Annotated in this window: 12 protein-coding genes; 7 read left to right on the top strand and 5 right to left on the bottom strand. The window is 41.2% G+C overall.

What is annotated here, in order from left to right:
- Positions 1 to 31: 31 nt before the first annotated feature.
- The 5 genes from LPTSP_RS11980 to LPTSP_RS12000 form a co-directional block, all read right to left on the bottom strand.
- A complete protein-coding gene (locus LPTSP_RS11980) occupies positions 32 to 1,135 on the bottom strand; it encodes an alkene reductase (RefSeq protein ID WP_108928970.1) in 1,104 nt (367 codons plus the stop codon).
- A gap of 134 nt (positions 1,136 to 1,269) precedes the next feature.
- Positions 1,270 to 2,376 carry a CapA family protein gene (locus LPTSP_RS11985; protein WP_108928971.1) on the bottom strand — a complete coding sequence of 369 codons (1,107 nt, stop codon included), beginning with the start codon at positions 2,374 to 2,376 and terminating at the stop codon, positions 1,270 to 1,272.
- A complete protein-coding gene (locus tag LPTSP_RS11990) occupies positions 2,373 to 3,458 on the bottom strand; it encodes an LIC_10091 family lipoprotein (RefSeq protein ID WP_108928972.1) in 1,086 nt (361 codons plus the stop codon). The genes LPTSP_RS11985 and LPTSP_RS11990 overlap by 4 nt, the downstream gene beginning before the upstream one ends.
- A gap of 135 nt (positions 3,459 to 3,593) precedes the next feature.
- Positions 3,594 to 4,358 (bottom strand): hypothetical protein, encoded by a 765-nt coding sequence (locus LPTSP_RS11995; RefSeq protein WP_108928973.1) that lies wholly within the window; start codon positions 4,356 to 4,358, stop codon positions 3,594 to 3,596.
- 94 nt (positions 4,359 to 4,452) lie between these two features.
- The gene (locus tag LPTSP_RS12000) at positions 4,453 to 5,634 is read right to left on the bottom strand and encodes an acyl-CoA dehydrogenase family protein (RefSeq protein WP_108928974.1); all 1,182 of its coding nucleotides are present in this window, start codon (positions 5,632 to 5,634) and stop codon (positions 4,453 to 4,455) included.
- 238 nt (positions 5,635 to 5,872) lie between these two features.
- Between LPTSP_RS12000 and LPTSP_RS12005 the strand changes: the two genes are divergently transcribed.
- The 7 genes from LPTSP_RS12005 to trpS all read left to right on the top strand — a co-directional run bounded on the left by LPTSP_RS12005 (position 5,873) and on the right by trpS (position 13,890).
- Positions 5,873 to 8,314, top strand: a complete 2,442-nt coding sequence (locus LPTSP_RS12005; protein ID WP_108928975.1) for a glycosyltransferase family 39 protein — start codon at positions 5,873 to 5,875, stop codon at positions 8,312 to 8,314.
- Positions 8,315 to 8,327: 13 nt separating this feature from the next.
- Complete coding sequence (locus tag LPTSP_RS12010) at positions 8,328 to 8,624, top strand: LIC10362 family protein (RefSeq protein ID WP_108928976.1); 297 nt, start codon at positions 8,328 to 8,330, stop codon at positions 8,622 to 8,624.
- Between the two features lie 98 nt (positions 8,625 to 8,722).
- Positions 8,723 to 9,484, top strand: a complete 762-nt coding sequence (locus LPTSP_RS12015; RefSeq protein ID WP_100767277.1) for an electron transfer flavoprotein subunit beta/FixA family protein — start codon at positions 8,723 to 8,725, stop codon at positions 9,482 to 9,484.
- An 11-nt stretch (positions 9,485 to 9,495) separates the two neighbouring features.
- Positions 9,496 to 10,455: an electron transfer flavoprotein subunit alpha/FixB family protein gene (locus LPTSP_RS12020; RefSeq protein WP_108928977.1), complete on the top strand. Its 960-nt coding sequence runs from the start codon at positions 9,496 to 9,498 to the stop codon at positions 10,453 to 10,455.
- A 32-nt stretch (positions 10,456 to 10,487) separates the two neighbouring features.
- Positions 10,488 to 11,078 carry a LolA family protein gene (locus LPTSP_RS12025; protein WP_008594884.1) on the top strand — a complete coding sequence of 197 codons (591 nt, stop codon included), beginning with the start codon at positions 10,488 to 10,490 and terminating at the stop codon, positions 11,076 to 11,078.
- Positions 11,075 to 12,913 carry a hypothetical protein gene (locus LPTSP_RS12030; protein ID WP_439957022.1) on the top strand — a complete coding sequence of 613 codons (1,839 nt, stop codon included), beginning with the start codon at positions 11,075 to 11,077 and terminating at the stop codon, positions 12,911 to 12,913. The genes LPTSP_RS12025 and LPTSP_RS12030 overlap by 4 nt, the downstream gene beginning before the upstream one ends.
- Positions 12,910 to 13,890 (top strand): tryptophan--tRNA ligase, encoded by a 981-nt coding sequence (gene trpS, locus LPTSP_RS12035; RefSeq protein WP_108928979.1) that lies wholly within the window; start codon positions 12,910 to 12,912, stop codon positions 13,888 to 13,890. The genes LPTSP_RS12030 and trpS overlap by 4 nt, the downstream gene beginning before the upstream one ends.
- Positions 13,891 to 13,907: the final 17 nt, after the last annotated feature.

Here is a 13,907-nt window from a genome sequence, read left to right on the forward strand (position 1 = left end):
TCGGAAAAACCAAGCAGCGAGAATCGTTAGATCAAACCTTAGAAAGCGCGGCTACAGGATAATCGGTGTACCCCTTTTCTCCTGGAGTATAGAATAGAGAAGCATCAGGCTCGGCAAGAGGGATCCCCTTCTCCAATCTTTCCACTAAGTCCGGATTCGAAATAAAGTTACGACCGAATGCGATTAAATCGGCATTTTTATCTTTCAGATCCGAACCTGCACGCTCCGGATCATATCCGCCTGAAAGAATATAGGTCCCATTTGGATTTTGGGATTTATAAGATTCTCTGATCGCAGCAACTGTGGAATCCTTAGGAGCAGGAGCTCCCATGGAAGAATGGTTCACGATATGAATATAAACCAATCCCAGTTTACCTAAAGCAACAGCAAGATCCTTGTATTGTTCATCTATTTCATTATGAATTTCTAAATCGTTGAATACACCATAGGGAGAAAGTCTGATCCCTACTTTATCCGCACCTATCGCTTCTACGACAGCGGTAGCAACTTCTATAGCGAATCTATTTCTTTTTTTCAAATCTCCGCCGTATTCATCGTTTCGATGATTTGAACTCGGATGTAAAAATTGTTCTATTAAATATCCGTTTGCACCGTGAAGTTCCACTCCATCGAATCCTGCTTTGATCGCGTTCTCCGCAGCATTTACATACTCTCGGATCGCTACTTGTATATCTTTTGAATTCATTTCTCTAGGGGAGGAATGAGGTTGGTTTCCTTCAGCGTCCGTCCAAATAGTTCCTTTCAGTCCAATCGCAGAAGGCCCTACTAATTCCGCACCCTCAGGAAGATTCAGATTATTCCCCACTCTTCCTGAATGCATGAGCTGCACAAATATTCTACCGTGATTTGTATGCACCGCATCCGTTACCTTCTTCCATCCTTGAACTTGCTCTTCGGAAAAAATTCCAGGGATCCTTGCATATCCTAAACCATTGGGAGAAGGAGAAACGCCTTCTGTAATAAGTAGCCCCGCCCCCGCTCTTTGGGAATAATACTCAGCCATCAAATCGTTCGGAATATTTCCGATTGCTCTGGATCGAGTCATAGGAGCCATAACGGCTCTGTTTTTTAGCTTATTTTTTCCTAATGTATATTCGGTAAATAATAGATTCATTTCTTTCCTCGGATCTTAGACGGGGAAATACTTTATGAGTGAACCTTTTTTGTATGAAGCGTTGGAGAAAAAATAAGAAGAATAAGCCGGATTCCCCGCCGACCTAAGTTCAGGCGGCAGGTTACAGATACCAATTAAGGGCCGAGTAGATCTACTGTGTCTTTATAGAATTGTTTCATTCTTTGGTAAGCGGTATCGGTGAGTTTTTTTTCCTGGTCGTTGTTCAGATATTTTTTTACAGGCAATAATCTGAACTGGACCTTTGGTCCCGTTCTATCTATATAAACCCAAACAGGTTCATAAGATATATCAAAAATATTTAATTTATCGTTTTCTTTAGATAAAGAGAATTTAAGAATAATTCCTCCATCCACATAACGCCTATCCTGTCCGGAAATAAAGTTGCCCAAAGAATAAATATAAAATCTTTCTTTTGATACCCCGAATTTATCCTTTATCGTCTTTTTACCGAACTTTTGGAGAGTATGAGGATGTCCTCCCAAGACAATGTCCGCACCAGAAGAAAAAGCATGGTCCACCATTTCCACTTGGGAAGGATCCGGTTGGTGCAAATATTCGGTTCCATAATGGTACATTACGATAATTGCATCCGGTTTGGATTTTTTCGCCAAAGCAATATCGGAAGCGATTTGTTCCTTATCTATCAGATTGACTACCGTCCCGGCAGGGACTTCCAGGCCGTTGGTTCCGTATGTATAATCTAAAAACGCAAGATTCAGATTTCCTACAGGGACGAATAATATTCTATTTTTTTCATATTCTTCTTTGTCCTTGTAAGTTCCCAAATGTTTCAGACCCAATTGATCCAGTACGGAAAGAGTTCTTACGACTCCTAACTTTCCCTTATCGCAGGAATGATTGTTTGCAGTGGAAAGTACATCAAAGCCGATGTCTTTGATCGCTTTTGCGAGAGAGTCCGGCGCGCCGAACTGAGGATAACCTGTATATTGTTTTGGATCTCCCGGAAGAGTGGTTTCCAAATTCCCAACTGCAAGATCCGCTTCCGAGATCATCGAAGAAACTTCTTGGAATACCTCGTCGAATTTCCAGCAATCGCATTCTTTATCGTAAGCTGTATCGATCTGAGTTTGATGAGACATGATATCCCCTACAGCTACAATTCGAATTGTATCAGCGGGAGAACCAGTCTTAACGTTCTGAGAAGAACAAGGGACTGCAAAAAATGCAATCCCCAAACAGAAGATACAACTTCGGATCATTGTTTAGGTTCCGGAGGTAATGCTTCGATCAAGGAAAATCCTTTTTCGATCGGTTTACGATTACGAAGAAGTATCGTTGTATATAGAACGTTTTCTTTGTTCAGCCAAACTTTCAAATTATCCAACGATTGGATATTGTAATGAAAAGGAAACTCTCTCGGAAACATTTCTCCATCCGGAAATCCGTACACTTTAGCGCCTTTTGTGACGGTGCGGATCACGATACTTTTGGAATCTCCATACAAATTCAGGAAGTTCTTTCTCATTCCTTCCGGATATCTGAAATATTCTTCCGCATTAGAAGTATATAAAATACGGATCGGGATCTCCAATTCTTTTGCCTTTTCGGAGATAGAATTTATGGTCTTATCGCCCAACAGGTTTCCGTCGATCGCGATTATTTTTCCATCTAAGACCATATTTCTCAAGAACTCATAGTCTTTTGTATCATTATGAAAAGAAGTAAACGCAGGATATACTTTTGAGATCTTATGCAAATCCCCTAAACGTTGAGGAACTGCTCCTTTTCTAAGGGCAATCTGATAAGACTTTAGAATTACTTGATATTCTGGATCATTAGAAAATCTTTTTTCAATGATAAGAAGAACATCGCTCTTATTCTTAGGATCCCAAAGTTTTTCGTATTCTGGATAAGTAGGAGAAATTTCTATAAAATGGAGATGAAGTCGATTGATGGAAACTGTTACTGGATCAAAATCGAAAAGATAAGCAAATTCACTTCTTGCCCAAGCGATCAAAGTTAAATTCTGATCTGTCCCGACTCCCATATAACCGCCGCCTAAACCCACTACTCTGGATTTAAACAAGTCCAATCTTCTTTCATTGGAAGAAGGGTAATGTTCCGCATGAAGATGACGATCTGACGGAGGAGCATCAATTGCTGAAAGTTGTAAGCCTTCTCTAGTTAAAGAAGCTTTTCTTCCGAATACCGAATGATCTCCCTGGCCTTGGCCGGCAGAACAATCTAGAAGATAGAAGACTGAACATATAAATAAAACCGTTAAGAATAGATTCCTTTTATTTTTGTGTAAAACGACCATATTAGGCCCTTTTTTTCTCATGAAATTCCTGCATCCCCGGGCTTCCTAGCCCCTTGCAAACAGAACTTATTAAAGGGCTCTTATACGGGAAGAACTTTACGGAAACGGTCTCTCAAAGAACTCGGCGAGAAACACCTCGCCGAAAAAAGATATAGGCTATAGATACAATCCGAATCCCATGCTGGCCTTAGGACCTTGCATTTGTAACGCATCTTGGATCTCAGTATATTTGAACCAATAATTGGTATACTCCGCTTCGAAAAAAGTATAGAGAGCACCCATATTCACTTTTAGGCCCAAACGTCCGAATACTTTTCCTGCATAACAATCATGAGCGCAACCTCCGAGGCCTAGTCCTAACATAAAGTAGGGATCAACGGTTTTTCTGGGGTTCATATGGAAATTTATCCCGAAATCCAGAGTGCTTGAATTTACACTTATCTTCTGCATTGCCTGAGTGGATAAGACGGAAGATACTGTATAAGAATCGTATGGGATCGATCCATTCGAGATTCCTTGGAGCAGATATAAAGCAGCAGCATCATTTGCAGGAAAAGTTAATTGAACTATATCGGAAGACAATCCGAATACAAACCCGATTATGTTCGGAGCATATTCCGCATAAAATCTAGTGCTATATACATCTCCTTTCGGAGCAGGCGTAGGCCTGGACATTAAATATAAAAGCGCCGGATCAGCGCCTCCATTTAGCAGTAATCCGGGCAGTATATCCGCATTAGGATTTCCAAACCATCCGAGATTTTGCACATTTGCATTTCCATATCCAAATCCGTATTGGATCGACCAATTGCTATTAGTCTGATTTCCAGGCTCCCTATCGACCGCACCCAAGCCTGTCGCAGAAATCAGTATACCCAATAAGCATGACGTGCTGATTATTTTTCCGATTGTATTTTTCATTCTTTCTCCTAGAAACCCATCCAGATAGCATCCGCAGTATATTATCACACTACGGATATAAAGCTTATCCGAAATTGGAGAAAAAAGGACAACGTTAGGAGCTTGTGTATAACTTTTTTAAATCAGCAGCTATATTCTTTTGCATTGCTTCGTTTGTTCCGCCACCGATAGAAAGCAAGATTGCATCTCTATGTAATCTTTCCACCGGGTATTCTCGACAATAACCATAACCGCCTAATACCTGGATCGCATTTCTAGAAACTCTTTCAGCCATTTGGGTAGAGACCAATTTTGCAGAAGCAGCTCCGAGAGAGTTACGATTTTCAGGATGGATCTTAGAAGCTACATCATATACCAATGCTCTTGCTGCTTGGTAATCTGCATAAGATTCGGCGATCAATCTCTGGATCTGTCCGAACTCTATGAGTTTTTTATCAAAGGCTTCTCTATGCAGAATGGAATATTCGCACATCACATCTACGCAACGTTTTGCGATCCCCAAAGATTGAGCCGCAAGAGTTACTCTTTCAATCTCCAGGTTCCTCATCATATGAGTCAAGGCACCGTCTTCTGAGCCGATCAAATTTTCCGCAGGAACTTCTAAGTTCTCAAAGATCAGCTGTGTAGTAGGAGAGGATCTCATTCCCATCTTCTCTTCCTTTTTGCCAAAACTAAATCCAGGATAAGAGCTCTCTACGATAAACGAAGTCGTTCTGCGAGAGTCCTTGCTGGTTTTTGCATATACTAAGAAAACCTGACCTACGATCCCGTTCGTGATAAATTGCTTTCGGCCGTTTAACACAAATTTGTCGCCTCTGCGTGTAGCGACCGTTTCCATTCCAAGAACGTCCGTCCCTGCTCCGGGTTCGGTCATTCCCATTCCACCGATCCATTCCCCAGAGAGAACCTTTGGCATGTATTTTGCTCTTTGAGAAGGATTGCCGCTATGATAGAAATTGTTTACGAAAAGTACTTCATGAGCTAAATATGATAGAGTAAATCCGGGATCATAAGCGGAGAATTCCTCATGTATGATCACACTTGCCACAGGATCAAGTCCCATCCCTCCGTCTTCTTGCGGAACAGTGACCCCGAATATTCCTAATTCGGCTCCTAATCGACGAAATAGATCCTTATTAAAGGATTCTTCGTCATCATGATCCTTTGCCTGAAGATCCAGATTTTCTTTGGCAAAGGCCCTTACATTCTCCCTCAAGGAAAGATGATCATCGGTTGGATTATATAGATCTATTTTTTTTTCTTGGATTCCCTTCATTCTAATGCCCTATTCAGTTTCAACTTAAGTATTTTGGACCCACTGTAAATTGCAACCGAGTTACGGAACTTATTCTAACTGGTTCCGAGTATATTCCCTTACTTTTTTAGATTTTTTTTGAGAATAAACCTATCATTTTCTCTCTGTCACTTCGAGACAAGATTTAAGAAGTCTTAAATCTTGATCTGTAAATACAAGCTTTACAAATCGAGGATATGATATTATTTCGTATTAGGCAGTGGTTTCCTTGGTAAATTTCTTATTTTTTTTAGGCATCATCCTAAACACTTATTTTATATCGGTCATTCTTCATAAAAAAGGACTCCCACAACCCTTATCCAGAAACTTAGTCTCCTTCACTCTCTCCATATTAATAATCGGGTCCATTGCACTTCTTTTAGTTTCTTTCGAGTCTTACAAAATTCTCTCCGTTGTATTGATCCAACTTTTAGTTTCCGGGTCTTTCATCGGTTATATATTCTTTCGCAAGATTGATCTTAGATTGAGCCCGATCTCCGGCTGGAACGGCTCCGGAAATTTATTTACTAATGCCATTCTATCTTTATTGCTCTTAAGCGCAGGGGCAATGTATTCTCTTTTTCCGATCGAGTATATTAAAGGCGATAGAGACCACGGAGTGTATGTGGTTTTTGGAAGTAAGATCCAAAAAACAGGCGGTCTGAACTTTGATGACTTCCGTTACCAGGAGCTTACCCAAGTTTTGGGGAACAATATCATCTACGGTTATCCAGCAATCCATTCGGATCATTCTCCTCAAGATCCATCCGTTCCGATTGGCTCTCTCTCCCCACGCTTCTATCCGCTTTTTCCCACTTTCCTCGCCTTATCTGCCGATCTGTTCGGATTAGATGCAATGTTCAGAGTGAATTCAATATTCGGAGTATTGTCCTTAGTATTTATATTTTTGATCGTAAAGAAATGGATAGGTCCTTGGGGGGCATTGATCGCAGTTTTTTTCTGCGCTTTCAATCCGGCTCAGCTATGGAATGTTAGAACTACCCTCTCGGAACCTCTGGGCCAATTACTGATCTTATTCTCTTCTTACCTGGCTCTTTATTTTTTCAGAAAGAACAAAGGATGGATGTTCTTTGCAGGCGGGATCCTAGGGCTAAGCAGTTTTAACAGGATCGATAGTTTAATCTATTTCCCTGCAATTGTGATCTTCGTGGGTTATTTATTGTTCTTAAGAAAGAAATCACTCTGGAGAGGGTTTAATTTTCTATTTGGATACTCTGCGATTTCGATTTTAGGCGTTTTATATGGCTACATCAATTCCAAACCGTACATGGTTGATCTATGGAAAAGCAAACAGCTACTGAAGTTAACCTTCTTCTGTGTTTCTTCTTCTATCTTATTATCCGGCCTCTTATTTTTCTCCAATTTAAAGATCGGAAAAAAATCGATCGAATTACTTAAAAACACAATCCTTAAGAATAAAAAGATCTTAAGGGTCGCCATTCTTTCTTTCTTATTTCTGCTAATTACATTCGCTTATGCCATTCAACCTGTAATTAGCAATTCGGAGAATCTAACCGATTTCTTTTATTTCAAAAAGAACAGTTTTATATTCTTTGTATTATATGTTCCTCTTCTCTTAGTATTGTTCGGAATCGGAGGATACGATCTATTAGTCTTCCGAAAACAATCTTCCGGCTCATTGGTGTTCTTACTATTAGGATCCCTTCTCTCTTTTGTTTACTTCTACGATCCTAGCATTTATCCGGATCATTACTGGGCTTCTAGACGCTGGGTCTTATTTCCAATTCCTTTTGCCTGCATAATGGGGGTTTTAGGATTATACTCTCTGCCTATCAAAAGACAAGCGATCAAGTCTGCTCTGATCGCCTTAATCTTTGCGGGTTATATATATCATCTTTATAATAGAAACAGATTGATCTTCTTCGAAAGAATGTTGTCCGGTTATTCGGAAGAATTTGAAAGATTGTCTGTATCTCTTCCAAGTGAGAAGGCGATATATTTTACTAAGAAACAAGATCTCGCAAGTCCTCTTCGTTATCTAAGCGGAAGAGATACTTATCTCATACACAAGACGCGTCCGTTTTTAGAAAACGCAAGCAGACTCATTGAATCTGGCTGGAATGTGTATCTAATCGATGAGGACTTTAATCTAGAAGACGGACCTATTACTTTAGAAAAAGTAGATAAGATCCATCTAGAAGGAAATTATCCTTTGGATACGGTAAATCGTTATCCGGATATGCTCCTTTACAGAGGAACGTTCTTGCAGGTTTATAAATTAGGATTAGATCCTAAAGCTTCCGCCCAGGTCAAAAAATCCGTATCCCTAAATCCTTCCCAATTTGCTTACATGCTAAAGACAGTAAGGTCGGAACGTAAAAGCCAACCAAACGTCTATGAAGAAGTAAAAGCTTACGATTATTATATTCCAAAAGATCCCAAAGGAAAGTTTAGAGCTGAATTCGAAGGAGAAGTATTGAGCCAGGCGACTTTCAGTGTGACCGCTAACCAATCTTCTTCCGTAATCTTTCCTGAATCCCCTGGAGTTGGGGACGATAAGAAGATGAGTATAGAATTCTCTGTGGAAAATCCGGAAACAGATGATGTACAGATCAGGTTCCATACTAAAAAGGACAGGCAAGCGGTTTTAAAATCCCTGCAATTATCCAGAATCCCGTGAACGGAGAATAATAATGCTGTATTCTGTCGTATTAACTTTGATTTGCCTTCTCGCTTTGGTTCTCGCGATCCGCAATCTAGGAAAATTTCCCAAAAGTTTAGAAGAAATCCGTCTAGAGATCGAGACCTCATTCGCTACTCCCATTAGTGGAAAGTCTTGGATCTGGTTCTTATTTCTGATTAGCTTTTTCCTTTTACCGTTTTTCTGGGGATTAACCTTCTTCCTTCAATCTGATGCAAATGTGTTGGTTATCATTTTAGGATTATTTTGGATCTATTTTTGGAGCAGAACACTCATTCTGTTCCGATAGGCGAGATTTCCCGAAATACCCGCAAAAAAGTAGTTTGCATTCAAGCTTTTCAGAAATTTCGTGTTTTATAGCCCTATTTATTTGGAGAACGAAAGTTCATGAAGATCATCGTTTTAGTGAAACAGGTGCCTGACACCGAAACGAATATCAAAGTCGGGGACAAGTCCATCAATGAAGCCGGAATTAAATGGATTATCTCTCCGTACGACGAATTCGCAATCGAAGAGGGACTCAGATTACGTGAGAAAAACGGTGGAGAGGTTATTGCAGTCTCTCTAGGACCGGATCGCGTTCAAGAGTCTTTACGCCAAGCATACGCAATGGGAGCGGATCGTGCCGTTCAGATCAAAGTGGACAATTACGTTCCATTCGATACCGTTCTAACCGCAGAACTGATCGCAAATTTCGCGAAAGCTGAAAATGCAGATATCATCATCGGCGGACGCCAATCTATCGATAGCGATAGTTCCCAAGTAGTGATCCAAGTTGCAGAAGGACTCGGAATCGCTCATATTTCTTTCGCAGTTAGTTTAGAGATCAGCGGAACTTCCGTAAAAGCTACTAAAGAGGTAGAAGGTGGAACCCAAGTTGTGGAAACCAGCCTACCGGTAGCAATCACTGCTCAAAAAGGATTAAACGAACCTCGTTATCCTAACCTGAAAGGTTTGATGGCTGCTAAGAAGAAGCCTATCGAAACTAAAACTCCTGCAGATTTAGGAAATCCTACAAGCAAGATTGAAGTAGTTAGCCTGGAGCCCCCTCCACCTCGTATTCCTGGTCGCAAGTTAGAAGCGGCGGATGCGAAAGGTTACGCTGAACAATTAGTAAAAGCTCTTCGCGAAGAAGCTAAGGTTATCTAAGGAGAACACCCGTGAGCAACGTTTTAATCGTAGGCGAACTCAAAAACGGAGAACTCAAAAAGATCTCCAAAGAAATCACTTCCGCTGGCCGCAAAATTGCGGACGCACTCGGAGGAAAAGTAACCGCTCTTCTCATCGGATCCGGAGTTGAAAAATTCGCAGGAGATCTGGGAGCAGTCGGCGCGGACAGCATAGTTACTGTAAATGCAGGAGACTTCAATGCGGAAACTTGGGCGAATTTAGTAGCCGGAGTTATTCAGGACAAAAAACCTTCCGTAGTTTTAGTTCCTCACACTTCTCAAGGAAAAGATTATTCTCCAAGAGTGGCTGTAAAAGTTGGAGCAGGAATCGTAGCAGATGCAGTAGGTCTTTCTGTAGACGGCGGAAAAGTAGTAGCTAAGAAGCCAATCTACTCCGGAAAAGCATACGGTAATTTCAAAATTACCAGCGATATCGCTATCTTCACTGTTCGTCCAAACTCTCAAGAAGTAGTACAAAAAGCTGGAGCAGGAGCTGCTGAAGCTGCAAGTCCATCCGCAGGAGACGCGAAAGTTAAAATCGTTTCTTCCGATCTAAGCGGCGGGAACAAAGTTCAATTGGCAGAAGCTTCTATCATCGTATCCGGCGGACGTGGAATTAAAGGACCTGAAAACTGGCCTATTCTCCAAGGTTTAGCGGACGTTTTAGGCGCAGCTTTGGGAGCTTCCCGTGCAGCGGTCGACGCTGGCTGGATTGCACATAGCCATCAAGTGGGTCAAACCGGTAAAACCGTTTCCCCGAACTGCTATATCGCATGCGGAATTTCCGGTGCGATCCAGCACTTAGCTGGAATGGGCTCTTCCAAGTATATCGTGGCTATCAATAAGGACGGAGACGCTCCTATCTTTAAAGTGGCTACCTACGGGGTCGTAGGAGATCTTTTCGAAGTCGTGCCGGCTCTGACCGACGAGTTTAAAAAAGTACTTGGATAATTTCGTCTAATGAAGCCATAGTAGGAACGATTATGGCTTCATCCAAGGGTATCTTATCCTTTTTGGGTGCCGCAGCTCTACTGGTCTGCGGCACTTCTATTTTATCCGATCCTGGCAAGGAAAGGTTAAGCGGCGTCATCGGAAAGATGGCCGAGATTTCTAGTTTTCGGGCGAGTATTACGATCAATAACGAACTCACCGGAACTCTCTCTTATCAAAAACCAAATCATATCCATGTAAAATTTTCCGACGGAAGGGTTATCGCCTCCAACGGACGTTATCTTTGGTTTTATTCCCCTTCCAGAGGAATTGTAGGAAAACAAGACGTGAAAGGTATGACCGGGGGAATGGCCGGCCTACTCTCCGGATATGAAGAAGTAACTCCAGTGGGAGGTTCACTTCGACTAAAATCCGCGACCAGGACTTACGAAGAGATCGTAGTCACCTTGGGTCCGGATAATACTCCTCGTTCCCTCAGAATGAAGAGCAGATCCACCGGAGAATATACCTCCGTAAGTTTTTCCGGAGTCCAAACCGGTATAGGTTTACCTGCGTCTCTCTTCAATTTCGGAGCACCTGCAAACGCGCAAATTGTGGAGAACCCGCTTAACGAGAGGGAATAAGTTTGTCTACTTCTCGCACAGACGCCCATAAGGTCTTCGCTGACCTCTATCGAAAGACACGTTCTCCGGAACATCAACAAAAGATAGACGACGTAATTCAAAAATCGAACGACATATTCATTCGTATCGACTTGATGAAAAAAGTCGACGAAGAGTTCGAACAAAAGAAAAAAGAAGAATCAGGTAAAAGACCTGAAGAAGAAGACAAATCTTCCAAATCAAGTCAGTCTTCTTCTGCTTCTTCCAAAACTACACCTAAGCTAGTAAAAAAACAACCCGATGCCGGGCCTGGTTTAGGATTCCTCGCAAATCTTTTCGGCGGAAATGCGAATATTACGAAATTTGCAAAAGATACCGGAACAGTAGAGGTCGGTTTCTTAGGAAGAAATTCCAAGATCGCTCCTTCTGTCGAAAGGTTATTCAAAGCATTAAAAGAAGACCAGATCATTTCTACTTTGCAGGCTCTCCGACTCGCAGAAAGCCAAGGTTGGAGACATTGGAGACCTTTGGTTTATAATGTGGTATTGAATTTTAATAAATTCTTCAATAACTTCATCTCCTTAGATTCACTCTTCATAGACGAAATTTCTCCGGAGATCTTTTTGAACAGATCTTTGAAGATGCAGATGTATTATGCTCGTCATCTTTCCAGAAACGATGCAAGAGATATTATTCTTGGTCACGTTCCCGACCTCGTGAAGAAGGACGAAAAATTATCTGTAAAACTTCCTTCCATCATCTCCGGATTGAATTACGGTTTAAATCTGGAAAACGGAAGACCTAAACTTACCGATGCGATCCGCGCATTCTATGTGGTTTCCAATAAAAAGGTGATCACTTGGGAAGAAATATTAGATTCTTTGAATGTTCCTCCGATTAATGAGACCAAATTCCAAGGATCTCCGGACATCACCAAAGAAGTCGAAACAACATTGATCAAATTGTCAGATGATATTCTGACCAGGATGAACAAGAAAGAGGAACTTCACGGTCTAAGACAACGTTATTTCAAAATAGACGATAATGGAAAGATCTCATTCGATTTTTTGAACGGGGTTGTGGACGATTATTTCGCTCATCATATGCCGGAGAATATGAACTCTGCGGCGTTCAAATCCTCTTATAAGGGAATGCCTCATAAGCTAATCCATATACTTCTCCGCGACTTTCAGTCTTGCTATACCCCGCTTCTGGAGGGAACTGTCAAGATCGGGACTAAAAACCATAATAGGGACGTGTTGGTAACCCAACCAGGGCTATTTAAAGCGGAGATAGAAGAGATCAATAATCTTCTGAGACAATTGGATGCATTTAATAAGAAGTATCCAAGCTTCCAGTATACCTTCTCCAATTTTAACCAAAACACTTCCGGCGGATCTGTAGAAGATCAGATCACAGTAAACTTATTAAGATTACTTGCAGAGGCTTCGGCCTTCATGGGAAAATTTGCAGAGAAGATCAACGTATTGGTAGAAAACCATCTATTGGCAAAAGACTACGAAGCCAAGGGACAGTTGAACGAAAGAGTACTTGCTTCTAAAGAAAAAGTACTCGAAGAAGTGAAAGTTCTTCACAGATTCATACCATATTACGATTCTACGATGGTTTCCGGGAACCGTTTGAACGGCAAAACCTTGGAATATGTTTTTGTGGATATGGCCCAGCTATTATTTAACTACGCGGTCATTTATAAAGACAAGTTTACCGTAAACAAACTGACCGCTCATAGAAAGATAGATTCAGAACTCAGTGCATTAAAAGCAGAGTATGAACGTCTTTCCGGAAAAACTTTCGACGATCCACAAAACCGATTCGCTTCCTCGGAGGAACAATGAGGATACTGACCGGAGTACAACCTTCTGGTAAATTACATTTAGGAAATTACTTCTCCGTTATACGCAAGTTAGTCGATTATCAAAACAAGTCAGATCTATTCTGTTTTGTGGCCGATCTACATGCTTTGACTACTTTTAGCTCCGCAAAGAGCCAAACAGAAAATACTTATGATGCTGTTTGTGATTTTTTAGCCTTAGGAATTGATCCGAACAAATGTGCTTTCTGGATCCAATCAGAAGTTCCAGAGGTTACAGAACTCACCTGGTATCTGAGCATGTCCATTACAGTTCCTAAATTGGAATTAGCACATTCTTATAAGGACAAGGTCGCAAAGGGAATCGTTCCAAGCGGAGGTCTTTTCTTTTATCCCGTGTTAATGGCTGCGGACATTCTCGCCTTTAATAGCGATAAGGTGCCGGTAGGAAAAGACCAAAAACAACATTTGGAATATGCACGAGATATTGCTGAGAAGTTCAACTCACAATACGGAGAAACTTTCAAACTTCCCGAACCTGAAATCGACGAAGAGACTGCGATCGTTCCAGGGGTAGACGGTGCAAAAATGTCCAAGTCTTACGGAAATACGATCAACTTTTTCGATGATGAGAAGAAGTTGAAAAAATCCGTAATGGGAATTCTCACAGATTCTGCCGGAGTAGACGAATCTAAGGATTATGAGAAAAGTATAATATACTCGATCCATTCTCTTTTCTTAGATGAATCCGGTAAAAAAGATCTACAATCCAGATTTACGAATCCAGGAACTGGTTATGGAGATCTCAAAAAAGCATTATTAGAAACGATCTTAGATTATTTCGGACCTTACCGAAAAGAAAGAGAGAAGATCGCGGCGGACCCTACCTATGTAAGATCCGTCATGAAAAAAGGATCCGATAAAGCAAGAGCGGCTTCTTCTCAGATCTTGGATAAAGTAAGGGAAAAACTCGGGATCGGAATTTCTAAAGTTTCGGCTTAATATTAAAATTTGCCGCG

The sequence above is a fragment of the Leptospira johnsonii genome, from assembly GCF_003112675.1.
Lineage (GTDB): Bacteria > Spirochaetota > Leptospiria > Leptospirales > Leptospiraceae > Leptospira_B > Leptospira_B johnsonii.